Genomic DNA, 23,560 nt, shown 5'->3' on the forward strand with positions numbered 1-23,560 from the left:
GTTTGTGCTGGTCAGGCGGTGGTGAGCATGAGTGTCTGGACCGCGGCGATGAGTTGGGCGGCTTGGTTGGGGCTGGAGCGGATCTTGCGGAGGATCTTCCAGTTCTTCAGCTCGGCGTTGACCCGCTCACCCGATGCCCGCCAGCGGGCGTGGGCGGCGTTGACGGCCTTCTGGTTCGCCGACAGGGGCCAGTACCGGCCGGTGTCGAGGTCGCGGTGCCGGTGCCGGTGCCGGTGCGGTGATCGCGGGCCCGCCGCCCTGGTAGGCGGTATCAGCGACCGCCCGCACCCCGGCAGCGTTGACCGTATGGATGATCCCGTGGTCGTGGGTGGCGCCCATGTCGTGGCGGGCCCCGGGCAACGGTGGGGAGATCCACACCGGGGGGCCTGCGGGGTCGGCGATGACCTGCACGTTCAGCCCGTGGCACTTGTGCTTGCCGGAGTAGAACGCCCGGTCATAGCCGGATGCCATGCCGACCCGGTCGATGCGCAGCAGGGTCCCGTCCAGGATCACGAACGCCTTCCCGGTCGCGACCGTGATGGCCTGCTCCAGGGTCGGGGCGAGTACAGCGAGCAGACCGATCGCCTCGGCGACATACTGGGACACCGTGGACTTCCCGACTCTGAATCCGCTGGCCAGGTCGGTGTAAGTCTCGTCCTTAAGAGCTCGCGCGGATTGGTTGGTGATCATGGGCGTCGCGCAGGTCGGGTGTCCCAGCGGTGTGTGGTCCAGGCCTGCCGGATCAGACTACGGACGGTGATGATCGTGTCGGCGAGGTCGAAGAAGGTGTCGACGACGATTTCCCGGCGCTCGTAGCAGCGCTGCAGCCGGTTGAAGCCGTTGTGCCAAGCGTTCGTGCGCTCAACGTGCCAGCGGCGGGTGGCCTGGGCCGGTGCCTTCTCACCCTTGTGCGCGATCTCGCCGCGCAGACCCCGTTCGGCCAGCTTGTCGCGGGTCTTACCCGAGTCATAGCCGGCATCGAGGTGCACAGTGATCTCGTCGGGCAGCGGGCCGAGAGCATCGAGGCGGTCAAGAGTGGGGCCCAGTAGCGGGGAGTCGTGCTGGTTGGCTCCGGCCAGGACTCGGCCCAGCGGGATGCCGTAGCCCTCGACGAGCACCGAGCCCTTCATACCCTGTTTGCGACGGTCAACCGGTGACGGGCCGGCAACCTCACCTCCGCCGGGGGCCTTGGTGATGGCGCCGTCGACGGCAACGTCATGGAGCAGCAGGCCGACGATGCGGTCGTAGGCGTCCAGGACGATCCGACGCAACTGGACGAAAACCCCGAGCTGGATCCACTCGTCACGACGATCGCGGATGGTGGTCGCCGAACACGTACTGTCGGCGATGCCCTGATACGAGCAACCGAACCGCAGCACCTGCAGGAGCTTGTCGAACACGATCCGATCCGCGATCCGACGACGGTGGCAGCCCCACGGATGAGTGGGATCGAACTCGGCCCGTGCGGGCAGCAGCGCGGCGAATTGGTCCCACAGCGGCTCGGTCAGCCATGATGGCAGGACGGGCACGCGGCCTCCAGACGATCACGAAGCGTAGACAACTTCATGATCGGCAGGCCCGTGCCCGCCCTCGCCCCAGACACTCGGCCGCGGCCAAGCTGTAACCAATCCGCGCGAGCTCTCAGCGCCCGAAGAAGGCGTTGCTTCCTTCGGAGCGGACGGCGGTGTAAGCCAGGCTGCTTGGTTGAGACAGTCTTCTGCGGTGGCGGCGAGGATTGCCCAGGCTTCGCAGGAGCGGTTCATCTCTACGCGGAAACGTTCGTCAGCGTAAGAGCGGGCTGCTTCGGTGAGTGCTAGACCGAGTCCGCCATCGGATTTTCTGTAGTTGCGGTAGACGAAGTCATGCTGGACCCAGGCGTCTTTGAAATAGACCGGATTGATCGGTCCGCTGCAGCCGTCGCTTCGGAGGTTGAATGGTCGCCCCGGTAAGGTCTTGTCGGCTGCAACGAACGTGGCGGCGGGCAACGCCATCAACTCGCTAGCTTTGCCCAGTTCCGGGCTGGCGGGCGGCGGCGGCCCGGTCTGAGCGAGAGCAGTCCCGGCGCTGAGGATGGTCAGGACGCCGATGGCCGCAGCAAGAAGCCCCCCCCCGCCGTCAGGTCAAGCCTGTTCGGATAGACCCGGCCGGCGAGCTGGGCAATCAACTGTTCGTCGACCGCGTCAAGTCCTTGCTACACACCGCTCACGGCTTGTTCGTCGCCGGTCACGGTGTCGAGCTCGACCGGCTCAGCTACCTGGTCTGTCATCGGGTCCACACTCCCTGAGCGGAGCTACACTGATGTTCTTACAGTCCCCTCACTGGCAGGGGGTGCGATTCGAGGACGGACGCGCATGCGGAGTTGTCGGGGGCGCAGTGAAGCGGTCAGAGCTGGGCGGATGGGCGAGCTGGGGATGGGGCTAAGAGTCCAATGGCGTGTGATCGTGGCGAGGGCGAGAGTGGTTTCGGTCATGGCGAAGGTGTCGCCGATGCATTTTCGGGGGCCACTGCCGAATGGGATGAACGCGGCACTGGGAATGGTTGTGGCACGCTCGGGGGTCCAGCGGTCGGGGTCGAAGTGGTCAGGGTCAGGATAGAAGTCACTGTGGCGGTGCAGGAGATAGGGGCAGTAGATGAGAGAGGTTCCTGGTGCTAGCGGATAACCACCGAGGTGGGCGGGGCTGGTAACAGTTCGAGTAAGAATCCACGCAGGTGGATACAAACGTAACGTCTCGGTGATGACGCGCCGGATCAGCGGCAGGCTTAAGAGATCGACGGGGTCGGTGAAAAACTTGGTGTAGGCGGTGTCGACTTCAGTGTGTAGCTGGCGTTCGATATGAGGGTGGGCGGCTAGGAGGTGCAGGGCCCAGGTCAGCGCGCTGGCGGTCGTCTCAGTCCCAGCGACGAAGAATTCCATGGCTTGGCTGGCGATCTCATCATCGGTCATGCACACGTCGGTGGAGGTTTTCTCGCCTGTGCCGCGAGCTGCGAGCAGCGCCGACAGTAAATCCTCGTGAGCAGTGTTACTCGTTCGCCGGACAACGACTGCTTTGGTAATAATGTGGCGGAGACGCGCGCTGGCGTTACGGTATCGATGGTCGCCGGGCAGCGGTAGTCGCTCCAGTATACGAGGCGTGAGTGTGCGACGGTAAAGTCCTGGCAAAAGCGTGGCGAGGTCGTCGAGTGCCTGCTTCAGCTCAGGGTTGGAAATAGCGTCGGTGAACATTATAGTGGCGAGGACCCTCGAGGTGATCGCCGTCATCTCCGTGATTACGTCGATGACTTGACCTGACCGCCATGAGTTGACCACCCTGGCGATTTCGGCGGTCATCACGCGTTCGTAACCAGATAGTCGTGAGGTATGGAAGGCATGCTGCACCAAGCGTCGCTGTCTGCGATGCTGGTCGTATGAGCTTGTGACCAGTCCCGCGCCGAGAGCTTCTTCGATCCGAGTGTTTAGGGGACCACCTTTGTCAAAGACACGATCGTTGCGTAGCACGTGGCGGGTGAGATCAGGATCGCATACTACGATGGCAGCAGTGGGGCCAATGCGGATCTGAACCAGATGCCCATACTCGGCGAGCGATCTCATGAACCCATGGGGGTCACGTGCTAACGATAGCAGGTGCCCCACCACGGGCAGTGCTCCACTCGCACGGGGGATCGAGTTCCACTCTCCCATTTTTGCGTACCCCTTAGCCGGAGTCACTCACATGGCCTTCCAGGTGACTGTGCCATCGCCGTGCCGACCTATCCAACTGCTGCGATCTTAGCCAAGAAGCAGTGTTCATGACCACTTCGTGGCGCGCAATCGTCGCTTATCGTAACGACTCGAGGTGGATGACCACGCTACGTGGCCGTAAGTGTAATCGCGTAGTGTCTGGGCGTAGCGGAGTGTCTCGCTGGCAATATCTTCACCGTAGCCGAGACCATGCACAGTGTCTGGAATCTTCCGTTCCAGAAAAAGAAATCGCCGCAACCGTTCACTGGCCATCTCCAAGACTCGCTCGAGCGATTCGTCGAACTTGATGCCGTCTTGATCGGCGAGGACGAGAGCGAGGTTGTGCCGCTCGCCTTCAGTGACCTCCCTCTCGAAACTGTAGTAATCATTGAACCAAGCATTGGCATCGACGAAACAGTTCCGTAACTCACGAACTAATCCAGAAGCAAAGAGTGGATCCGGGATGCTAATCCGATGAATTGCTTCAAGTATATCGGCGTTGACATCGAGGCCCACGCTGTTGCGACGTAGCTGTACGTAATCACTGACTGTCAGTCGGCGACCTTCCTCACGGTTTTGACGTTGTACGGCGAACTGGTGAAGGTAGAGCGCAAGATCGGCTCGAGCACGCTGACGCCAGCCTGGACTCTGGAGTGGTGCAGTGCGCCGCCACAGGTCATGGAAAGCAGTGGGTGCAGGAGCGGCCATCTGGAATTGAGTAAGATCATCAATTGCGCTTAGAATTGCTCGTCGTAAGCTCGCTGCTTCGCGTACGCCACCCTGATCTACAGCATCGCCGACATCATCGATAATGGTGAGCATGAGGCTTATTCAGGCTCCGTCAGGTAAGTGTGTAGAAGATGAGTCCGATGACTGCCGAGATTGTCGTTTTAAATGTGGCGTAGGGCCGCCGGTAGTCTGTGTGGAGAACTTTCCACGTTTTGATATGGGCGATGACTCGTTCGATGGTGGCGCGTGTGTGGTTGAGGCTCTTGTTGAATGTTTTTTGCCAGTTGAGAAGTTCCCGGCCGGGTGGTTTTTTGAACGGGGTGAGCATGCCGCGCCCGATGTATCCTTTATCGCCGATCGGGGGGTATGTGGCGAGGTGGTCGAGGGCGCCGGATTGGTCGAGGCAATATAGGTCGTGTCGGGAGCCTGGGGTCGGGTCGGAGATCCACGACAGCTGCCCTTCCAGGGTGGCTGCGACCTGGACGACGACGCCGGTGGTGCGATGCTTGCCCGACCACAGACCCGGCACCGCGGCCCATGACCAGCAGGGCAGCAAGGTTCCATCGATGATGTACTGCCGATCGGCACGAAGCTCCTCTGCCGTCGGAACGACACTCCGCAGCGCCTGTGCCAGCAACGGTGTCACCCCCGTGATCGCTCGACTAACCGTCGACTGCGACACCCCATAGGTTTCCGCCAACTCCCACTGCACACGATTCCCGCGCAGATACGCCAACGTGATCACCACCGACCAGAACAACCCCAGAACCGGCGGCCAAGACAAACGTGCCTCCGTCGCGTCCCGCTGATCCTGCTCATACACTATAGCGACAAGATCCTGAATTTCATCACGCCGGAAACCAGTGGTATAGTACATACTGCGGCAGCCCGTTCATCTCGGATTGATTCGGCAAACCAATCTTCGCGATGGACGGGCTGTCGCCCAACCCGACACGCCGGGCTAGATCGTTATTTCACGGGGCCTGAATAAGCCTCCATGTAGTGCCACTGAGTGAGCAGATCAAGCAGTGGTCGTGGTAGATCCGGGTAGCATGTGCCTGTGAAGACGCCCAGCGAGAAGGAGCGTAGTGGCTCTTCTTCTTGCTGGAAATTCACGATCCCTGTGCGCCAGGCGAATCTTATGAACTCCGTGTCAGCTGCTTCGGCGAAGGGGTGGGTCTCCAGGCGTCGTCCTCGAAGGAAATCGCTAGGCAGAATCTCTGTACTCACAGGTGGCATATTGCCTCTTCGCTTTAGTCCGTCGTCCGGTGCCGGCAATCGGCTATGCCGCTTTCTTCAATTTCGTCGAACGTGTTCACCGCGGCCTGCCTCTCAGCTAATTTATCTCTGTTTTGGGACGTGGCCAGTCGATTTCGATGCTTCCCCACTTGCTCGTCGACAGACCGTCCCTCGCGCTCGAGAGCGCTGCTACGTCGTCTCTACTGAGAATCGATTTACGGACCATGTCGTCAACGGGGACGGCCGGTAAGGGTGTTGGCTAGCTCCGACAACGCTGTGACGACCTCCGGGAGCAGTCCTGTTTTGTGTAGGCATTGGATTGCTTGCTGAGTGTGATCCTTGGCCTGTTGGCGGACCCACGATCGTCCGCCAGCGTCTTCGATCAACTCTGTAGCCCGGACGGCTTCATGTGGAGTGAGAGTCCGATTGAGTCGATACAGTCGTTCCAGCTCCTCGCCTGCGGTGGTCCCGGAAAGCAGTGCTGCAACTACCGGTAGCGTCCGTTTTCTCCGGACTACGTCATTGCCGACGGGTTTGCCGGTGACGTTCGGATCGGCCCAGATTCCTAGCAGATCATCAACGCACTGGAACGCCACTCCCAGATGTTCGCCAACCTGTTGCAGGTACCGGATCTGTGCCGAGCTACCACCACTGCTCAACGCGCCCAGCGCACAGGCTGCACCCATCAGAGCCCCGGTCTTGTCCGCAGCCATTTCCTGCCATTCGCTCGCTGACACGCGGTTACGCTGGGAGAGGTCGATGTCGGCAGCCTGGCCGGCTGTTAACCGATGCAGAGCGCTGATCAGTATGCCGATATCGCGACCATCGGTCGGATGCCTCTTACTTTCACTCATCAGGTGCAATGCCAGTGCCCACAGAGCGTCCCCTGCCAGAAGCGCGGCCGGGACACCGAACACCACCCATGCGGCAGGGCGGTGCCGACGCAGTCGATCGTCGTCCATGATGTCGTCGTGCAGCAGAGTGAACTCATGCACCAGCTGTACCGCGACTGCCGCCAGAACCACGTCTGACGCCTGCCCGCCCACAGCACGGGCTGACAACAACGTCAAAGCCGGGCGGACCATCTTCCCGCCTTCTGCGGTGGGAGCGGAGCGACCCTGGGCATCTTCCCAGCCGAAGTGGTAACCCACGACCCGCCGGACCGAAACTGGTAGGCTATCGACTGCTACCCGTAACGCCGGGCGAATGGTCTGCTGACACTCAGCGATGATCCCTGAGACAGCGCTACCACAATGATCTCCATTGAATACCATGGTCATGATCCACCAGGTCTCGACCGTCGGTCTCACTCAACTGTGATCACGCGGCAGCCATATCACTGTTACACGCCGCATCTGTCACCTGATGAAGAGTACATCACTCGATAGTGACAGACAACACGTCTTACTTAGGGCGCGCCTCCTAACCTGATCGGTCGGGGCTGTGCGATGATTACCAGGTTTCACGTCGTGCGGTCTTGACGGATGTCCAGTGGGCCAGACTCGAGCCGTTGCTGCCCTCATCGGACGGTATGCCTGGTCGGCCGTTCGCGGATAGTCGTCGGGTCGTCGAGGGGATCATCTACCGGTTCCGCTGCGGTCTGGCCTGGCGCGATGTCCCGGCCGAGTTCGGGCCGTGGCAGACCCTGTGGAGGCGTCACCGCCGCTATGTCGGTGACGGCACCTGGGACCACGCTCTTGCAGCTCTGCTGGCTGATGCCGACTCTGCGGGTCTGGTGGACTGGGCGGTGTCGGTCGACTCGACGATCATCCGTGCCCACCAACACGCCGCGACCCTCACTCGTGACACAGGGGGCCGGATCGAACTACAACAATCTGCACGCCGAGCCGCCCGATCACGCCTTGGGCCGCTCCCGCGGCGGACTGTCCACGAAGATCCACCAGCTCGTTGACGGCCACGGCCGCCCGCTGGTCGTGCTCGTCGGCCCCGGCCAGGCCGGCGACGCCCCGATGTTCGGGCATCTGATGAGTCATCTGTGCATCGACCGGGTCGGACCGGGCTGGCCGCGGCCCCGCCCGGATCGGGTCCGCGGCGACAAGGCCTACTCCTCCCGCACCATCCGCCGGCATCTACGTGAACGCGGGATCGCCGCGGTCATCCCCGAACCGGCTGACCAACAAGGACACCAGAAGCGACGCGGCTCCCTCGGCGGGCGACCACCGGTGTTCGATCGGGTCGACTACCGCAGCCGCAACGTCGTCGAACGCGGATTCTGCGAGGTCAAGCAGTGGCGTGGCCTCGCTACCCGTTACGACAAGCTCGCTCTGACCTACCGCGGCGGAATAATGCTGAAGATGATCGTCACCTGGCTACGGGCTTTGGGAGACACACCCTGGGTGTGATGTCCAGGGAGGTTGGTCAGTCTGGTGACCGGTGGCTGGCCGCCGATGGCGGAGTGGGCGCGGTGGTGATTGTAGAAGTGCATCCAGCCGGGTAGGGCGTCGTTGCGTTGGCGGGTCGACTCATAGAGTCGGGCGTAGGCCCAGCCGTCGGCCAGGGTCCGGTGGAATCTTTCGATGCTCCTATGTTCGTCAAGCTGCAGCGTGGAGTTGGTCCGTGGCCTCAGGGTCGGCGGGCCGGGGTAGGTGGGTGTAGATCTCTCGGGCGATGTAGCGCTTGAGGCAGCGGATGATCTCTCGCTTGCTCAGGCCCTCGGCGGAGCGCCGTTCGACGTAGTCGCGGGTGGGTTGGTGGTGGCGCATGCGGGCGATGGTCACGATGTAGAGGGAGCTGTTGGCGGCCTGGTCTCCGCCTCGGCTCAGCCGGTGTCGTCCGGCGGTCCGGCCGCTGCTGGCCGGTTGGGGTGCGACGCCGCAGAGTTTGGCGAACGCGGCCTCGCTGCGGATCCGGTCGGCGTTGTCGCCGCTGGTGAACAGGAACTGTGCGGCGAGCTCGATCCCGACACTCTTGAGCTCGAGCAGGGCCGGCGCCGCCGCTCGGACGAGTTCGGCGATCTGCCGGTTCAAGGATTTGATCTCCTCGTCGAGAGTCTTCCAGCGGCGGGCGAGATCGCGAAGCGAGGTGGCGGTGCCGGCGGTGTGCAGTCGCTGCGGGTCGCCGGCGAGTTCGAGGAGGTTCTCGGTCTCGGGCTGCAGCTGCAGGCAGTGGTTGACCAGGGTGCGCTTGCTGAGCTCGACCAGTTCGTCGCGTAGTGGCGAGGGGGCTCCGAGCATGACGCCCCACAGTGTGTTGAAGGCCTGGGTGCGAGCCTTGACCGCACTGGTGCGGGTGACCCGCAGGGTGCGGATGACCTCGACCATGCCGGACTTGGACTTGGGGACCGCGGTCGAGGTCTGTCCGAGGACGGCGCGGGCGATCTGTTCGGAGTCGAGCCGGTCGGACTTGCCGTCCATCCTTCTGGTCAGCCGGTTCGGCCGGTTGACCTCCACGACTTGTTGTCCGGCCGCGGTGAGCGCTCGAGTCAGCGCTGCCCCGAAGGATCCTGTGTCTCGACGCCGATCGCGCTGATCTGGCCATGGGAGGCCATCCAGGCGAGTAGCTTGCGGTAGCCGCGGTCGGTGGCGGGGAACTCCTCGTGGCCCAGTAACCGGCCGAGTCCGTCGAGGACCGCTGCGTAGTGGGTGTGCTTGTGGGTGTCGACGCCACCGATGACAGACACAGACTCGGTTGCCATGCTAGGATCCGCTCTTCCGTGAGACCTCAAGACGCTGACGGGGAGCGAGCCGGCCGGGCGGAGCGACAAGTCTGTGACGGGGCTTCTGGCCAAGCTCCTATCAGGTCAGATCCGTCAGGCCGGCGCGTACCTCGGCACCGCACCGACCCGGGCCGACAAATCGAACGCAGGACACCGCGGTCATACCTTCGCCGGGGTCAGACCCGAGCAGGTACGGCACCGACCGCAGTCTTCACAGATCTTGCCGTTGGTCTGCGGGCGGTAGGGCCGGGTCCGTTTCGGGGTGATGCCCAGGTCGTGGCAGGTGTCGCGCCAGAGGTGGGAACGGCAGGCCGAGCCGTTGTCAGACAGCACGCGGGACACGGTGACCCCGCGGCGGGTGAACCAGGCCGTCGCGCGAGTGAGCACGGCGACGGCGGTAGTGGCTTTCTCGTCGTCGTGGATCTCGGCGTAGGCGATGCGGGAGTAGTCATCGAGCACGGTGTGGACGAAACAGGTGCCCATCTTCTTGTTGCCGTGGATGTTGCGGGGTTTGCCCGGGGTGGCCTCGCGGTGGCGTCGTCCCTGGGTCCGGCCGACGTGGCCGCCAGCCGCCGCAGGCGGGGATGTTGCCCAGCTTCTTCACATCGACGTGGAACAGGTCGCCGAGCGCACGGTGTTCGTAACGGCGGACCGGTTCACCGGTGACCCGGTCCACGTGGCCCAGGCGGTGCAGCCCGCAGCGGGTCAGGACACGGTGCACGGTGGAGGCCGGCATGTTCTGGCGGGCGCCGATCTCGATCAGGCCCAGCCGTAGCCGTATCCGGTCGCGCACGATCGCTCGGACCTGTGCCGGGCGGGTGCGGGTCGGGCTGTGGTGCGGGCGGCTGGACCGGTCACTCATCCCGGCCGGTCCGAGGTTGCGGTAGCGCTCGGTCCAGCGTTTCGCGGTCGGCCAGGCCACCTGGAACCGCTGCGCGGCGTGGGCGATCGGGAGACCGTCGTCGACGATCAGGCGGGCCAGCCGCAGTCGGTGCTTCTCGGTCAACGGGGCGTTAGCGTGGGCCATCACGGACCTCCTGTGGTTATGGGTGTGGGTGCCTTCGACAGCTCCACACCCTCTGCAGGAGGTCCTCGCCTTTCAAGATCAGTCAGATCGTGTCGTCACACGACCTCAACCAACGTCTGTGGTCAGTACACCTAGGGACCGATGCGGATCGGTTCTGGGCAGGTCCGAGCGCGGAGCGGGAGCCGCTCGTGGAGCGCACCGCGGCCTCGGCAGCTCCGGCGCCGGCATCGGTGGCGACGTCGGTGCCGGCCACGGCGGCGGCTCCGATCGTGACGCGGGATCGGATCACGTCCGCGGTGCTGGCTGCGCACACCGCGCAGGATCGGCCGCTGGAGTTCGAGCAGGTGGCGAAGCTCAGCGGCGGCACGGTGACGCGGGAGCAGGTGCGGCACGCCAGCAACGTGCTGTGCCACGAGGAGCATCTGCACCGAGTCCGGTCCGGGGTGTACCAGTGGGCAGCGGGGGTGCTGGCCCATGGCGCGGCCGCGGCCGCGCCGGCTCGGGAAGATGTCCTGCAGCTGGTGGCGCCGCGGTTGCCGGAGCTGCCGGAGGCGGCGCCGATGCGGGCCGCGGAGCTGTTCGACCAGCTGTTCCCGAACGGTGTGCGGATGACGGCGGAGGTGCTGGCCGACTTTTGAGCAGTGGGCGCAGCTGACGAACAAGCTGGCCGGCTACGCCGTGGCGTCCTGAACGAAGCTCGTTCCGGGTCGTCCGCGGGGTGCTTTCGCTGGAAGTACTCAGTCGGTGTGCGGGGTGCTCTCGCTGGAAGCACTCGGCCCGCCGAGCGAGCGGCCCGGAGGGAGCGGGCGGGCGTCGAGTAGCCAGGGCTGGCCGTGGTTGTAGCGGCGGGCGAGACGGGCGGCGTGCAGCTCGATCGCGTCGGTGAGGAACTCGCGCAGGGTGAACCGCTCCCCGGTGGCGCGGGTGACGCCGTTGCACACCGACCGGACCAGCTCGCGCACTGAGGGCCGGACGCTGGTCTGCAGGATGACCCACTCCCCGACCTCGTCAACGCCGCGTGGGTCGGTGCCATGCGGGTCGGTGCCGCTGTAGGTGCTTCCAGCGGAAGCACCGCGGCGGCGCGGGCGGGGTTGGTTCACCGGGCGGCGCCGAGACCGACGACGCCGGCGGTCTGCAGGTGTTCGACGACGGCGGCCACGTCGGCGGTGACGGGCTCGTCGGGGCCGTAGAGGCACAGCGGCATCTGCGCGCTGTAGGCCTCAGGGACCCGGACGGAGCGGCGCACGGCAGGGGTGACGATGCCGCCCCATGCGCTGCGAACCTGGTCGAGCACGTCGCGGTAGTAGCTGCCGGCCGACGGCACGATGGACGGTGCCGCCGCGACGAGCCGCAGCTGAGGGTTGTAGGCCTTGGCGACGGTCTCGATGGTGGCCTCGAACTTCCCGACGCCGCCAGCCTCCTTCTCGGCCGGCGCGAACACGGTCACCGCGACGTCGGCTGCGACGAGCGCGGACACGGTGAGCGTGCCGAGCGACCCCGGGCAGTCGAGCAGGGTCACGACGTCGGCGTCGTCGACGGCCGCCTGCAGCGCCATGCGCAGCCGCTGCTCGCCGCCGAGGACTTTCGACAGCTCGACGTCGGCGCCCTCCATCCGTGTCGGGTGAGAGGGCACCACGGTGAGCGTGTCGAGCTCCTCGACGGGACGTTCCGTGGCGAGGATCGCCGCGCCGTCGAAGAGGAGCTCGTAGGTCCCGAGCCCGGCCGGGGCGACGTTGCCGGCGTCGTCGGGCAGGGGCTCGGGATGGCCGAGCCAGTGGGAGGCGTTGCCCTGCGCGTCCAGGTCGATGACCCGCACCCGGTGGCCGAGCTGAGCCAGCCGCGCGCCGACGTTGACCACGAGGGTAGTCTTCCCGGCGCTGCCGGCCTGGTTGCCAACGGCAATCACGGTCATGAGGTGGCTCCGTCTGCGGGGGTGCTTCCGGCGGAAGCACTCATGGTGAGGACGGCGAGCCGCTGCTCGTCGTCGGAGGTGAGTTCGTAGCCGCCGTGCGCGGCCAGGCGCCGCACGTGCCGGGCCTCGTGGGAGGTCCAGTCGCGGCCGTCTCCGCCGGCCCAGCCGAGGCTGTTCTCGACCTCGGCGAGCGCGACGGCCACGGCGGCTCGGCGCGCAGCCAGCGGCCCGGCGGTGGCCTGGCGGTGCAGCCACGTCGAGACGGGGTCGTCGCCGGCGTCGACGTCTTCGTCGACGAGCTGTCCGCAGAACTCGGCGGCGACCGCGGCGTACTCATAGGGCTCGAGAACGACGTCGACAAGCACGGCGTCGGCGAGGATCTCCACGGCGAGCTCGGGGTCCAGTCGCCCGGTCACGATGCGGGCGCACGCCGCGGCGCGGGCCTCGCTGGCAGCGCGGGCGACCTCGGCACGTTCCTGACGTTCACGCAGCAGAGGGGCGCGCTCCTGCGCCTCGGCGGGGTCGACCGTGGTCGCCGGTGCGTCGGGGCTTCCGCTGAAAGCACCCGCGGAACCGCTTCCGCTGGAAGCACTCGGCTCGGCGGGCGCGACGGTTCCCCCCCCACCGCTGCGGGGCTCGTCCTCCCGCGCCTGGGTGGAGTACCAGGACAGGTGCAGTCGCTCGCCCTGGGCGTAGACGTGCGCGAGAACGTCGGCGGGCGGCGGTACGGCGTCGTCGCCGCTGGCGATGCCGCGCACGGCCGGGTCGGCGCCGGGCACCGAGTACGCGCTCGGGAGCAGGTGGTTCCAGGGGCGGCTGCCGAACTCGGCGTCAGGGTCGTCGATGAGGCGAAGCCCGGCGGCAGTGAGTGCGGTGCGCAGCTGCTCGCCGCGTTCACGGGCGGCGAGCGCGGCCAGGCGGGCCGTGACCACGCCGTTGATGCCGCGGTACTCCTCGCGCTTGGCCTGCGACCAGGCCGAGGAGATCTCGCTGTCGGGCAGTTCCAGCAGCCGCAGCGCGTCGGTGACGGTCAGCTCTCCGTCTACGAGCGCGGCCGCGAGCTTGGCCGGCAGCCGCAACAGCTGCAGCCGCTTGTGCACCTGGCCGGGACTGACCCCGGTCTCCTTGGCGATGCGACGCTCGGACCAGCCGCGATCACGCAGCCGCCCGAAGGCGCGGGCCTGCTCGATCGGACTCAGGTCGGTGCGCTGCACGTTCTCGACGATCATCGACAGGACGGCGTCGTCGTCGCCGGCGAGCGCATCGCGCACGACGACCGGCACGGTCGGAACGCCGGTGTGGACGGCGCCGGCGTGGCGACGGTGCCCAGCAACGATGACGTACTGAACGGCCACGTCCAGCTCGACGTCGGACCGCTGGGCAGTGAAGGCGGCCCGGCTCACCACGACGAGGGGCTGCAGCACGCCGCGCTCGGCGATGGACTCACCGAGGCCGGTGACGTCGCCGAGGCTGTCGCGGATGTTGTCGGGGTGCGGAGTGAGGTGCGCGACGTCGACGTCGACGATCCGCTCCCCCGGCGCCGGCGGCTGCTCGGCGGCTGCGCTGATGGCCCCGAGAATCCCCGCCCGGGCCTGCGGAGCCTCCGCGGTCGCGGTGGCGGTGGCGGTGGCGGTGCTTCCGCTGGAAGCACCCTCGCCGGATGCTCGGCGCCCGATCCGTGCGGCTGCGCCGACGGTGAGTCCTGGCTGTCGCCTCGGTGGCATGAGGTGTCCCGCTTCCCCTCGATGTTGGGTGCATCCTCCCGCGAGCGCTCGAACTGCAACGCGCCGCGGTCATCCCAATATATATGGATTGTATATATTTGTCGTGTCTGATGGGTGCTTCCGCTGGAAGCAGCGTCGCGTTCAGTGCGCGGCACTGGGCTTGCCCAGGTTCGTACGGGCCTGGTGGGTGGCGAAGGACGCGAGCGCTGCGGCCTGGGCGGCGTTGCGGCGGTTGGAGGGATCGGGCGCCACCGGCGTGCGGTCGGTGGGCTGTACGGCGACGGGGGAGCGGCGCTGCTGGCGTTCGTAGCGGGCGGCGACGTAGTTGCCCGGGTGTCCGAGGAGGCTGGCGGGCAGCTCGCCGAGTCGCCCGGTCCATGGTCGCAGTCGTGCGCCGCGGATGGCGATCGGGTCGCGGCCGCCGCGGAGCATGTCTCCGCGGTGGTGGTCGGGCCAGTCGGGGTGGTGGTCGATGGCGTGCAGTACCGCGGCGGGGCAGGCGCCGGCATCCCACTATCTGCGCAGCAGTGCGTGGAGGCAGAACCGGGGCACCCCGGGAAGCCGCTCGTTCTCGATGCCGAGACCGCGAAGGACACAGGCAGCGGCGTCGGTACGTTCCAGAGGGGTCTGGGGCACTCCGCAGAGCAGCCAGGGCGCCCGGACAGGACCACGGTGTTCGAGCCGTGTGCCGCGCAAGGGCTTACGAGTTCATGCGCTATTGGGGTTGGGATGTGCTGGCCTCAGAGGTGCTCGGTGAGGGCCTATCGCATGGCGTCGCGGTCGGAGACCAGACCGGCGATCGCCCGGTAGGTCTCGGGCAGGTGTGCGCGCTGGTGAGTCCAGCGCCGCAGGCCGCGTCACTGCTTGTGTGCGGCGATCGCGTGCTCGACCGCGATCCGCTGGGAGGAGTGACGCTGCCGAGCCCGGTCTCGGATATCGGCGGTGACGACAGAGACCGTGTTGCGGGAACGAGTACTCGGGGGCGGAGCAACGATCTGACCCCGATGACGCTTCCGGAGTCCGCGATAACCGGCGTCGACCAGCGCTCTGGCGTGCGGGAAGTGATCGAGGAGGTCATCGATGCCCTCAGTGTCGAACGCGGTCTGGTCGTGTTGGCGTCCCGGCCGGTGCGCCCCGGTCCATAGGGTGCGTCCCGCACCGTCGCTGATGATCGTGGTCTTGATGGTGTTCAGGTTCTTCTTCCCTGAGATGAAGGCCCGCCGGCCTGGTCGGTGCGCGGCGGGTCGGTTGACCTGGGTCTCGGTCGCATCCAGCCGCAGGACGACTCCCTCATGCTCGGCGTAGGCAACCACGTCAGCCAGCGTGCGCAGCCGTACTCCAGGCCGGTCAGGCACCGCGTGACCACGCCCGGCCAGCAGCGGCCGGACCTCACCGACTGCGCGGGAGATCGTGGCCTGGGGTTTGCTGTCGGGTTGTTTGACACTCTGTCTGCGGGGCGTGGGTCCCGCTGAGAGGATGTCGCTGTGCCGAGGAAGTACCCGTCTGAGTTCACAAGTGATGTCGTGCGGGTTGCGCGTCGTCTGGATCTGACCCATGCCGAGGTCGCCGCGGATTTCGACATCTCGGTGGAGTCGGTGCGCCGTTGGGTGCGTCAGGCCGACATCGATGATGGTGTCGTCGAGGGCCGGACCAGCAGCGAGCAGGACGAGGTCGTCACCCTGCGGTGGGTCACCGACATCGCCGAGCCACCCCACCGACGAGGGAAAGCTCTACTGCTGCGCGGTCAAGGACCTGTTCAGCAACCGGATCGTCGGCTACGCCCTCGACAAACAAATGACCGCCGAGCTGACCGTGACCGCGCTGCGCACTGTGATGTCTCAGGACATGGGTGACAGTTCTGCATCAGGACATCGGTGACACGTGATGTGTCAGGACTTCGGTGACGGTGACGGTGACGGTGACGGTGACGGTGGCGGTGCTGGGCGTGGGGGTCGGCCGCGGGGGACGCCGTTGGAGACGTAGGTGGTGCCCTTGGGTGGCCAGGGGTGTTCGGTGATGACTTCGCCGTGCTGGTCGGCAAAGACGACGCCGAGCCGATCCCAGACGGCACCGATGGTCTGTCCTGCTCTCCGGCTGGTGATGAGGAACTTGATACCGCGGAGTTGGACGGTGCCGTTCTTGCCGATGGTGATCTGTCGGTGTCCATGGTCACCTGTACCGATGGTGCTGCTTTGGCGGTGGCGTGTTGCCGGTTCGGCGGCCGTGCTGGGCTCGCTGTCCGAGATGGGAACGATGGGTGTCCCCAGGACGGGATGGGGGCGCGGTGGTTCGGCGATCGGGGTGGCGTCCCATGCCTGCTGCGGGGTAATCCGGCCGGGCAGTCCCTGATGCGGGCGTTCGGTGTTGTAGACGACGTCGAACCGGTCGACCTGTTCTTGGAGCTCGGTGAGCGAACCAGCGAGGGGCTGTTTGTCCAGGAACCGGAACAAGGTCTGGTGCAGACGCTCGTTCTTGCCCTGCGTGGTCGGCTTATACGGGCGGCCGGTGATCGCCTCGCCCCCCAGAGAGGCGGCGTAGGCGACGAGCTGGCCCTCCCAGCCGCGGCGAGCTGGGTTCAACGCCATCCCGTTGTCGGTGAGCAGGCGCTGCGGCACCCCACGTGCGGCGACTCCCTTCTTGAACACGGCAAGCGCGGCGACGGCGGTCTCACCGTCGGCGACGTGGGAGGCGACCTCCACCCGGGAGTGGTCGTCTTCAAGCTGGAAGATCACGCAGGTGCGGCCGCCGGCCAGGACGTACTCGGTCGCATCCAGTTGCCAGCACGCGTTCGGCGAAGGATAGACGAACCGTCGGTACGCGGCGCGAGGTTTCTTCTTCGGCTCGGCCCGCGCGACACCCTTCTCGCGGAAGACACGCGCCAGTGTCGCCGTCGACGGCACGACCGGCAGTCCCATCGATCTCATCTTGTCGTGCACGCTGATCGGTCCGTGATCCAAACCCGAAGACTCCAACGCCGCCCGCACCGCGAGAGCCTGCTGCTTCACCTGGTCACCGATCCTCGTCGCCGGATGGGTGGACGGAGAAGCTCATCGATCGCCTGTGGGCGACCGTAGCGACGATGCCGCTGCCCCGTGCGTCGGCGCCGGGGTGGGCCCGATGAGCACGAGCGGGTCCCGGTCGGAGTCGTGGCTGGAGGATCTGGTCCTCGCCCCCGACCTCGCGGATGCTGGCCCCGATGGTTCCGAGGCGGCTGCGCCGCGTCTGGTCGGTGAGGCCCGTCTCCTGACGAAAGAGGTGGAGCAGGCCCGCGCCGTCGTGGCGCTGCAGGACGATCCCGCCCTGCTCGAAGCTCGGTCGTCGCGGGAGCGCCGCGCCGACCGCCGGGTGACCGAGAAGCTCCGTGGCGCGGAGCGGGTGGAGCGGCGCCGGACTCGCATGGCTGAGATCGCTATGGCGCGTGGTGAGCGTCGGGAGGCGGGCTGGGCGACCCGGGCGGTGGCGAACCGCGACCGGCTACTCAACCCGGACCGCCGACTCACCTCGACCTACCGCCGCTACGTCGGCCTGTCGTGCGTGCCGCCGCTGCTGATCGCCGCCGGTGTGCTGTTCATGGCCGTGACCGTCCACGACGGCGTCGTCGGCGTGAACGGCCCCTGGTACGGCTACCTGATCGAGCCCCTAGCTTCGGTGCTGCTGGTCGTGAGCTTGTTCGTCGGGTTTACCGCGGTGCAGCACGGCCGCCGGGTCCCCCGCGGCCTGTATGCCCTGGATGCGGGCCTGGCGTCGGCGTCGCTGGCGCTGACGGTGGTGCCGTGGGGTGTGCGGTACGGCTTCGACCCGGGCTCGACCCTGGCCCATGTGCTGCCGCCGCTGCTGGTCGCCGCGGCCGTGGTGGTGCAGCACGTGCTGCACTCGGTGTTCCGCCCGATCTTCGCCGACCTGTATGACGAACTCGCCCCTGCCCGCCTCGATGAGACGGCGGCGGACACGGTCGTGCTGTATGAGCGGACCCGCCAGGCTCATCGACTGTTGACAAAAGTATCCGGTACTAGCTCATACTGCTTTAGATGCGTATAGCGCGAGCTGTCGCCGCCGGCCGCATCCCCGCCCCGGCGGTGTCGGGCGAGCGTGCGGGGTCGGTGTCGCGGGAGGCGATCCGCAAGACCTTCGGGGTCGGCAAGTCCCGCGCCCAGCTCGCGGGTGACGCCTATGACCACGTCACCGCGTTCCTACACCGCACCACAGTTGCAGCGGCCTCTGCGGCAACGTCCGGGTCGTCGGTGTCGGGGCGTGTGAACGGCACTCGGGTCGCGGCCCTCGCCTAGGGCGCCCCGGGCAGGGCGGTCAGTCCTGACCGCGTGGGTGTCTGTCTAGGTCTTTCTCGGGCTGTCTGCGGCTCGGGGTAGTCGCTGCTGCGTGCCCCGCCGCCCGGATGTGTCTGTTATCTCCTGCTTCTTCCTTTTCGGGGTGAGGTTTGCGTGTCTGTTGTCGTGTCGTCTTCTGGAGTGTCCCGGCCGGTGGTGCGCCGGTCGTCGGTCCGTTCGGTGGAGTACTCGTCGGGCCACCTGAGTGATCCGGGGCAGTTGTCGTTGTTTCCGCCGGATCGGGTGCGGGTGCGTCGTCCGCGGTTCGCGCCGCATCCGGTGCGGGTGTGGGTGTCGCGGCTGGCGGCAGCGGTGTCGTCGGTGCCGGTGCTGCTCGCCGCTGGTGGTGTCGGGTTCGTGGTGTTTGTGCTGGTGGAGGCGCTGTTCCCGGCGGCTGCGGACTGGTCGGCGCCGCGGGTCGTCATGGGTGTTGCGGCGGTGGTGGTGTGGTGCAGTGTCGCGGGTCTGGTGACCCGCGCCCTCGACCGGCGTGGTGTCGGGCGGGGGTGGTCGGCGGTGAGCGGGTTGAACCGTCCTGGGTCTGCGAGAGGCTGAGGTTCAGGCCACCGCACCCTGTTGGGCGATGGATGTAGCGTACACCATTTCTCGTTCGATCGGCGACATATAGTCAATGGAGGAGTGGAGCCTCACACTGTTGTACCAGTGAACCCACTCCGCGGTCTCTCGCTCCACCTCACGAAGACCGCTCCAGTTCCGAGAATGAGCATACGGAACGATGAGCTCTGACTTGTACAGGCCGATCGTGGACTCCATCAGCGCGTTGTCCAGCGCGTCACCGACGGTGCCGATCGAGCCGACGATACCAGGAGGCTTATTCAGGCCCCGTGAAATAACGATCTAGCCCGGCGTGTCGGGTTGGGCGACAGCCCGTCCATCGCGAATATTGGTTTGCCGAATCAATCCGAGATGAACGGGCTGCCGCAGTATGTACTATACCACTGGTTTCCGGCGTGATGAAATTCAGGATCTTGTCGCTATAGTGTATGAGCAGGATCAGCGGGACGCGACGGAGGCACGTTTGTCTTGGCCGCCGGTTCTGGGGTTGTTCTGGTCGGTGGTGATCACGTTGGCGTATCTGCGCGGGAATCGTGTGCAGTGGGAGTTGGCGGAAACCTATGGGGTGTCGCAGTCGACGGTTAGTCGAGCGATCACGGGGGTGACACCGTTGCTGGCACAGGCGCTGCGGAGTGTCGTTCCGACGGCAGAGGAGCTTCGTGCCGATCGGCAGTACATCGAGGCTTATTCAGGCCCCGTGAAATAACGATCTAGCCCGGCGTGTCGGGTTGGGCGACAGCCCGTCCATCGCGAAGATTGGTTTGCCGAATCAATCCGAGATGAACGGGCTGCCGCAGTATGTACTATACCACTGGTTTCCGGCGTGATGAAATTCAGGATCTTGTCGCTATAGTGTATGAGCAGGATCAGCGGGACGCGACGGAGGCACGTTTGTCTTGGCCGCCGGTTCTGGGGTTGTTCTGGTCGGTGGTGATCACGTTGGCGTATCTGCGCGGGAATCGTGTGCAGTGGGAGTTGGCGGAAACCTATGGGGTGTCGCAGTCGACGGTTAGTCGAGCGATCACGGGGGTGACACCGTTGCTGGCACAGGCGCTGCGGAGTGTCGTTCCGACGGCAGAGGAGCTTCGTGCCGATCGGCAGTACATCATCGATGGAACCTTGCTGCCCTGCTGGTCATGGGCCGCGGTGCCGGGTCTGTGGTCGGGCAAGCATCGCACCACCGGCGTCGTCGTCCAGGTCGCAGCCACCCTGGAAGGGCAGCTGTCGTGGATCTCTGACCCGACCCCAGGATCCCGACACGACCTATATTGCCTCGACCAATCCGGCGCCCTCGACCACCTCGCCACATACCCCCCGATCGGCGATAAAGGATACATCGGGCGCGGCATGCTCACCCCGTTCAAAAAACCACCCGGCCGGGAACTTCTCGACTGGCAAAAAACATTCAACAAGAGCCTCAACCACACACGCGCCACCATCGAACGAGTCATCGCCCATATCAAAACGTGGAAAGTTCTCCACACAGACTACCGGCGGCCCTACGCCACATTTAAAACGACAATCTCGGCAGTCATCGGACTCATCTTCTACACACTTACCTGACGGAGCCTGAATAAGCCTCCCCATAGGTTTCCGCCAACTCCCACTGCACACGATTCCCGCGCAGATACGCCAACGTGATCACCACCGACCAGAACAACCCCAGAACCGGCGGCCAAGACAAACATGCCTCCGTCGCGTCCCGCTGATCCTGCTCATACACTATAGCGACAAGATCCTGAATTTCATCACGCCGGAAACCAGTGGTATAGTACATACTGCGGCAGCCCGTTCATCTCGGATTGATTCGGCAAACCAATATTCGCGATGGACGGGCTGTCGCCCAACCCGACACGCCGGGCTAGATCGTTATTTCACGGGGCCTGAATAAGCCTCCTGGTTCTCGTCCGGAGGGCAAGCCGAATTACACCAATCGGTCGAGGCAGGTCGTGGTGCCGGCGATAAGTTGACGAGCGTTCGGTGGTCGCCGTTGATGACGCGCGGTTGTTGTTGGAGATGCTAGACCTTGTCGCGGGCGCGTCCCGGTGGGCGGGCTCTCTTCGGAGTGAAAAAGCGTAGCCGCTAGCGTTGTTTGTTCTGTATGCGTTTAGTAGGTTCGTCAGTTCCCGATCAGTTCCCGATCAGTTCCCGGATTTGTGCGGTGACGGGGGCGTGTCGGGTCGGGTGGAGGTCGCCGACGTGGGTGGTGAGGGAGTCCCGGGTGACCCAGACCAGGCGGTCGAGTAGGGCGGTGCCGACGTCGTTGACCGGTTCGCGGTAGATGCCGTGGTAGAGGGCGCGGGTGTCGATCTCGACGGCGATCACTCGCCGGTCGGCGAAGGCGGCGTTGTAGGCGTCGCTGCTGACGATCAGGTAGTGGATCGGGCCGATCGCCTCGTCCCGGGAGACCCACACCTGCCCGTAACACGGCGTCGGTGGCTGTGGGGACGCTGCGGGCGGTGGTGAGGCCGCAGGTGGTGTCGTGTTCACGTGTCGTGCAGTGTCGTGGCCGCGCGGCGTCGGCGGTCGGCCATGAGCGCTTGTTCCTGCTCGGGGCGGTACACGGCTGGGTGGGCGTCTTCCTCGGCTCGCGCGCGGAGGGCTTTCGCCGTTGCTGCTTGCCTGGCCACGGCGGTGCGGATCCAGTCCGACAGGGTCGTGCCCGCCTCAGCGGCGGCGCGGATGGCGTGTTCATGTAGACCGTCATCGAGCCGCACCGTGATCTGAGTTGACATGCGTCCAGCATGGCAGAACGCAGTGCGCATGGGCGAGTGCGCTTGGGCGGTGGTGTCCGGGTGGCGGCCGCGGCCCGCGCGGCGGCGGTAACGACCGGGCCCAGCCGCAGCCGTATTCAGTCACGCACGATCGCCCGGACCTGTGCCGGGCGGGTGCGGGTCGGGCTGTGGTGTGGGCGGCTGGACCGGTCGCCCATCCCGGCCGGTCCGAGGTTGCGGTAGCGCTCGGCCCAGCGTTTCGCGGTCGGCCAGGCCACCTGGAACCGCTGCGCGGCGTGGGTGATCGGGAGACCGTCGTCGACGATCAGGCGGGCCAGGCGTAGCCGATGCTTCTCGGTCAGTGTCGCGCTCGTGCGGGGCTGGGGGTCCGGAAATTCTCATTGTTTGGTGGGTGCGCCGCCGCGGGTGGTGGCGTGTTTGATGCGGAGTCCGGTGAGGAGTTTCGGGTTCCAGTGTCCGTGTGTGAGTAGTTGGTGTTTGGTGAGCCATGCGGTTGCTGTGTGGAGTTGGTTTCGGAGTCGTTCTCGGTCTGCTTTTCCTAGTCCTGCTGGGCCGGCTTTCCCTTTTTCGAGTAGTGCTCCGATGACGGGTGCTAGTGCTCGGCGTTCCTGCAGTGTTGGTGAGTGTCGGGCGAGTACGGCTGTGATTCGTTGTTGGAGTTCAGGTGTGTCTTGTGGGTGCACCATGGTCAGTGGTGTGAGTTTCACCGGGCCGGTGGTCTGGATCTGCATCCAGCCGTTTTTCACGGGTTTGAGTGGTTCTGGGGCGGGTTTCGGCTTCGGCGGCGGTGGGGGCTGGCGCTTGCGTTTGGGGGTGGGGCGCTTCTTGGGTGGGAGTTCCCCTTCGAGTTCCCCGGTGGTGGTGAGGACCAGTATGTGCGCGGGGGTGGTCACGGTTCCGGTTGTGGTCACGTTGTCCAGGAGGCTTATTCAGGGCCGCCTGGCGGGCTACCTCGCTGCGGTCCCGACCTGGAGAAACACCGCACTTCATGATCACCCTGAATAAGCCTCCAGGTACGCCGACCATGATCGGCATTTTGTGAATGCGGATAGTTTGAGTCCGGCTTGGGTGGCGAGCTGTGGTAGTGCGGCGAGTTCTTTCACGGGGTGGCAGTGCACGATCTGCATGGGCAGTCGTGGTGTCCCGTCCGGCAGTGTCGCTGTCACCGCGTCTCCTGGCGCCGCGTCCGGGATCTCGCTGCTGATGGTCGCTGTTTTACGGCCGTCGGCGAGTCGGGTCAGCGCTCCCCGACCGAAGATCAATACCGGTTGAGAGTCGTCGGTGGCGCCGTCGGCGGTGCCGTCGGTGTCGGTGCTCATCGGGGGCCTGTTTCGTGAACGGTGTGTCCGGCGTCGGTGGCGGCAGTGTCGCTGTCGCTGTCGGGGCGTGTGGTGCGTAGTGCTGTTCCGGCGGGTTGGGTGCCGCAGCCGATGTCGTGGAGTTCGGTGGGGCTCCAGCCGGCGGCGCGTGCGGCGCGGTAGGCGTGGGCGTAGGCGGTTTGTGCGGCGCGCCATCGTTGTCGGGCGTCGTCGAGGTGGGCGCGGGCGGTGTCGACAGCGGTGCCGAGTTCGGCGAGTTCGGTGATGGGTTGCATGCGTGCGCGGAGGAGCTCGCGGGCTGCTGTGCGTGCGTGGGTCTTGGCCTGTGTTGTTGCTGTTGTCGCCGCGCGCGCGTTCATGCGCGGAGTGTATCGGGTCTTATGCCTTGTGGTGGGCGCCTGGTGCGGTCCTGGCCGCGGCTGGGTTCCTTCGTGTGTTGCACTGTGGGGGTGCTGCTGGGTGTGAAGCTGCACGGCGGGGTGTGCGTCCGCCTACGGCGCAGCAAGTTAGGTGTTTTCCTAAGGAAAACACCGACGGAGTGCTGGCCCGTGAGATCGTGAGTGCTGGACCCGGCCGATCT

The 23,560-nt window shown here is 65.7% G+C and carries 26 protein-coding genes and 6 pseudogenes; 7 read left to right on the top strand and 25 right to left on the bottom strand.

The window, feature by feature from the left end; all coding sequences use genetic code 11:
* Nucleotides 1-11: 11 nt before the first annotated feature.
* The 8 genes from KPL59_RS38045 to KPL59_RS33785 form a co-directional block, all read right to left on the bottom strand.
* Nucleotides 12-185: a transposase family protein gene (locus tag KPL59_RS38045; protein WP_374111709.1), complete on the bottom strand. Its 174-nt coding sequence runs from the start codon at nucleotides 183-185 to the stop codon at nucleotides 12-14.
* Nucleotides 127-606 (bottom strand): transposase family protein, encoded by a 480-nt coding sequence (locus KPL59_RS33755; protein ID WP_226363230.1) that lies wholly within the window; start codon nucleotides 604-606, stop codon nucleotides 127-129. The genes KPL59_RS38045 and KPL59_RS33755 overlap by 59 nt, the downstream gene beginning before the upstream one ends.
* 80 nt (nucleotides 607-686) lie before the next feature.
* Nucleotides 687-1,529, bottom strand: coding sequence for an IS5 family transposase (locus KPL59_RS33760; RefSeq protein ID WP_226363226.1), 843 nt, complete (start codon nucleotides 1,527-1,529; stop codon nucleotides 687-689).
* Nucleotides 1,530-1,544: 15 nt separating this feature from the next.
* On the bottom strand, nucleotides 1,545-1,991 hold the full coding sequence (locus tag KPL59_RS33765; protein ID WP_226363231.1) for a phospholipase A2: 447 nt from the start codon (nucleotides 1,989-1,991) through the stop codon (nucleotides 1,545-1,547).
* A gap of 299 nt (nucleotides 1,992-2,290) precedes the next feature.
* Nucleotides 2,291-3,679: a cytochrome P450 gene (locus KPL59_RS33770; RefSeq protein ID WP_226363232.1), complete on the bottom strand. Its 1,389-nt coding sequence runs from the start codon at nucleotides 3,677-3,679 to the stop codon at nucleotides 2,291-2,293.
* A gap of 105 nt (nucleotides 3,680-3,784) precedes the next feature.
* A complete protein-coding gene (locus KPL59_RS33775) occupies nucleotides 3,785-4,540 on the bottom strand; it encodes a terpene synthase family protein (RefSeq protein WP_226363233.1) in 756 nt (251 codons plus the stop codon).
* Between the two features lie 19 nt (nucleotides 4,541-4,559).
* Nucleotides 4,560-5,324: a transposase gene (locus tag KPL59_RS33780; protein ID WP_226359656.1), complete on the bottom strand. Its 765-nt coding sequence runs from the start codon at nucleotides 5,322-5,324 to the stop codon at nucleotides 4,560-4,562.
* A 592-nt stretch (nucleotides 5,325-5,916) separates the two neighbouring features.
* Nucleotides 5,917-6,966 carry a polyprenyl synthetase family protein gene (locus KPL59_RS33785; RefSeq protein WP_308188000.1) on the bottom strand — a complete coding sequence of 350 codons (1,050 nt, stop codon included), beginning with the start codon at nucleotides 6,964-6,966 and terminating at the stop codon, nucleotides 5,917-5,919.
* A gap of 161 nt (nucleotides 6,967-7,127) precedes the next feature.
* Between KPL59_RS33785 and KPL59_RS33790 the strand changes: the two are divergent.
* A pseudogene (locus KPL59_RS33790) lies at nucleotides 7,128-8,049 on the top strand (IS5 family transposase).
* Here the strand turns inward: KPL59_RS33790 and KPL59_RS33795 are convergent.
* The 4 genes and pseudogenes from KPL59_RS33795 to KPL59_RS33810 all read right to left on the bottom strand — a co-directional run.
* Nucleotides 8,043-8,270: pseudogene (locus KPL59_RS33795) on the bottom strand (integrase core domain-containing protein); the annotation flags it as partial. The pseudogenes KPL59_RS33790 and KPL59_RS33795 overlap by 7 nt on opposite strands.
* A complete protein-coding gene (locus KPL59_RS33800; protein WP_374111710.1) occupies nucleotides 8,239-8,880 on the bottom strand; it encodes a transposase in 642 nt (213 codons plus the stop codon). The pseudogene KPL59_RS33795 and the gene KPL59_RS33800, both read right to left, overlap by 32 nt.
* Nucleotides 8,881-8,937: 57 nt before the next feature.
* Nucleotides 8,938-9,341, bottom strand: a pseudogene (locus KPL59_RS38050) (transposase); the annotation flags it as partial.
* 237 nt (nucleotides 9,342-9,578) lie between these two features.
* Nucleotides 9,579-10,389 (bottom strand): annotated as a pseudogene (locus KPL59_RS33810) (IS481 family transposase); the annotation flags it as partial.
* A gap of 188 nt (nucleotides 10,390-10,577) precedes the next feature.
* On the opposite strand from KPL59_RS33810, the gene KPL59_RS33815 reads away from it, so the two are divergent.
* Nucleotides 10,578-11,027 carry a hypothetical protein gene (locus KPL59_RS33815; RefSeq protein WP_226363235.1) on the top strand — a complete coding sequence of 150 codons (450 nt, stop codon included), beginning with the start codon at nucleotides 10,578-10,580 and terminating at the stop codon, nucleotides 11,025-11,027.
* Nucleotides 11,028-11,126: 99 nt separating this feature from the next.
* On the opposite strand, the gene KPL59_RS33820 is transcribed toward KPL59_RS33815, so the two are convergent.
* The 5 genes from KPL59_RS33820 to KPL59_RS33840 form a co-directional block, all read right to left on the bottom strand.
* On the bottom strand, nucleotides 11,127-11,351 hold the full coding sequence (locus KPL59_RS33820; protein ID WP_226363236.1) for a hypothetical protein: 225 nt from the start codon (nucleotides 11,349-11,351) through the stop codon (nucleotides 11,127-11,129).
* A 134-nt stretch (nucleotides 11,352-11,485) separates the two neighbouring features.
* Entirely contained in the window at nucleotides 11,486-12,301 is an 816-nt protein-coding gene (locus KPL59_RS33825; protein ID WP_226358235.1) for a ParA family protein, read from the bottom strand.
* A complete protein-coding gene (locus KPL59_RS33830; RefSeq protein ID WP_226363237.1) occupies nucleotides 12,298-14,025 on the bottom strand; it encodes a ParB/RepB/Spo0J family partition protein in 1,728 nt (575 codons plus the stop codon). The genes KPL59_RS33825 and KPL59_RS33830 overlap by 4 nt, the downstream gene beginning before the upstream one ends.
* A 141-nt stretch (nucleotides 14,026-14,166) precedes the next feature.
* Entirely contained in the window at nucleotides 14,167-14,457 is a 291-nt protein-coding gene (locus KPL59_RS33835; protein WP_226358237.1) for a hypothetical protein, read from the bottom strand.
* A 425-nt stretch (nucleotides 14,458-14,882) separates the two neighbouring features.
* Nucleotides 14,883-15,581, bottom strand: coding sequence for a transposase family protein (locus tag KPL59_RS33840; RefSeq protein WP_226363238.1), 699 nt, complete (start codon nucleotides 15,579-15,581; stop codon nucleotides 14,883-14,885).
* Here KPL59_RS33840 and KPL59_RS38055 point away from each other — a divergent pair.
* Entirely contained in the window at nucleotides 15,549-15,878 is a 330-nt protein-coding gene (locus KPL59_RS38055; protein WP_374111708.1) for a hypothetical protein, read from the top strand. The two genes, KPL59_RS33840 and KPL59_RS38055, sit on opposite strands and share 33 nt — an antisense overlap.
* A 10-nt stretch (nucleotides 15,879-15,888) precedes the next feature.
* Here KPL59_RS38055 and KPL59_RS33855 read toward each other — a convergent pair.
* Nucleotides 15,889-17,066 (bottom strand): annotated as a pseudogene (locus tag KPL59_RS33855) (integrase core domain-containing protein); the annotation flags it as partial.
* 76 nt (nucleotides 17,067-17,142) lie between these two features.
* Between KPL59_RS33855 and KPL59_RS33860 the strand changes: the two are divergent.
* Nucleotides 17,143-18,063, top strand: a complete 921-nt coding sequence (locus KPL59_RS33860) for a hypothetical protein (protein WP_226363239.1) — start codon at nucleotides 17,143-17,145, stop codon at nucleotides 18,061-18,063.
* 440 nt (nucleotides 18,064-18,503) lie between these two features.
* Nucleotides 18,504-18,905 carry a hypothetical protein gene (locus tag KPL59_RS33865; protein WP_226363240.1) on the top strand — a complete coding sequence of 134 codons (402 nt, stop codon included), beginning with the start codon at nucleotides 18,504-18,506 and terminating at the stop codon, nucleotides 18,903-18,905.
* A 3-nt stretch (nucleotides 18,906-18,908) separates the two neighbouring features.
* Here the strand turns inward: KPL59_RS33865 and KPL59_RS33870 are convergent.
* Nucleotides 18,909-19,175: pseudogene (locus KPL59_RS33870) on the bottom strand (integrase core domain-containing protein); the annotation flags it as partial.
* Nucleotides 19,176-19,296: 121 nt separating this feature from the next.
* Here KPL59_RS33870 and KPL59_RS33875 point away from each other — a divergent pair.
* Nucleotides 19,297-19,632 carry a transposase family protein gene (locus tag KPL59_RS33875; protein WP_226363241.1) on the top strand — a complete coding sequence of 112 codons (336 nt, stop codon included), beginning with the start codon at nucleotides 19,297-19,299 and terminating at the stop codon, nucleotides 19,630-19,632.
* A 92-nt stretch (nucleotides 19,633-19,724) separates the two neighbouring features.
* Nucleotides 19,725-20,489 carry a transposase gene (locus tag KPL59_RS33880; protein ID WP_226359944.1) on the top strand — a complete coding sequence of 255 codons (765 nt, stop codon included), beginning with the start codon at nucleotides 19,725-19,727 and terminating at the stop codon, nucleotides 20,487-20,489.
* On the opposite strand, the gene KPL59_RS33885 is transcribed toward KPL59_RS33880, so the two are convergent.
* The 6 genes from KPL59_RS33885 to KPL59_RS33910 all read right to left on the bottom strand — a co-directional run bounded on the left by KPL59_RS33885 (nucleotide 20,482) and on the right by KPL59_RS33910 (nucleotide 23,339).
* Nucleotides 20,482-20,703, bottom strand: coding sequence for a hypothetical protein (locus tag KPL59_RS33885; RefSeq protein ID WP_226363242.1), 222 nt, complete (start codon nucleotides 20,701-20,703; stop codon nucleotides 20,482-20,484). The two genes, KPL59_RS33880 and KPL59_RS33885, sit on opposite strands and share 8 nt — an antisense overlap.
* Before the next feature lie 353 nt (nucleotides 20,704-21,056).
* Entirely contained in the window at nucleotides 21,057-21,341 is a 285-nt protein-coding gene (locus KPL59_RS33890) for a hypothetical protein (RefSeq protein ID WP_226363243.1), read from the bottom strand.
* A 71-nt stretch (nucleotides 21,342-21,412) separates the two neighbouring features.
* Nucleotides 21,413-21,661 carry a YlcI/YnfO family protein gene (locus KPL59_RS33895; RefSeq protein ID WP_226363244.1) on the bottom strand — a complete coding sequence of 83 codons (249 nt, stop codon included), beginning with the start codon at nucleotides 21,659-21,661 and terminating at the stop codon, nucleotides 21,413-21,415.
* Between the two features lie 116 nt (nucleotides 21,662-21,777).
* Nucleotides 21,778-22,002 (bottom strand): helix-turn-helix domain-containing protein, encoded by a 225-nt coding sequence (locus KPL59_RS33900; RefSeq protein WP_255678310.1) that lies wholly within the window; start codon nucleotides 22,000-22,002, stop codon nucleotides 21,778-21,780.
* A 651-nt stretch (nucleotides 22,003-22,653) separates the two neighbouring features.
* Nucleotides 22,654-22,980, bottom strand: a complete 327-nt coding sequence (locus KPL59_RS33905; protein ID WP_226363245.1) for a hypothetical protein — start codon at nucleotides 22,978-22,980, stop codon at nucleotides 22,654-22,656.
* The gene (locus tag KPL59_RS33910) at nucleotides 22,977-23,339 is read right to left on the bottom strand and encodes a hypothetical protein (protein WP_226363246.1); all 363 of its coding nucleotides are present in this window, start codon (nucleotides 23,337-23,339) and stop codon (nucleotides 22,977-22,979) included. Before KPL59_RS33910 ends, KPL59_RS33905 begins: the two co-directional genes overlap by 4 nt.
* Nucleotides 23,340-23,560 lie beyond the last annotated feature (221 nt).

This window comes from Pseudonocardia sp. ICBG1142 (assembly GCF_020496255.1).
GTDB lineage: Bacteria > Actinomycetota > Actinomycetes > Mycobacteriales > Pseudonocardiaceae > Pseudonocardia.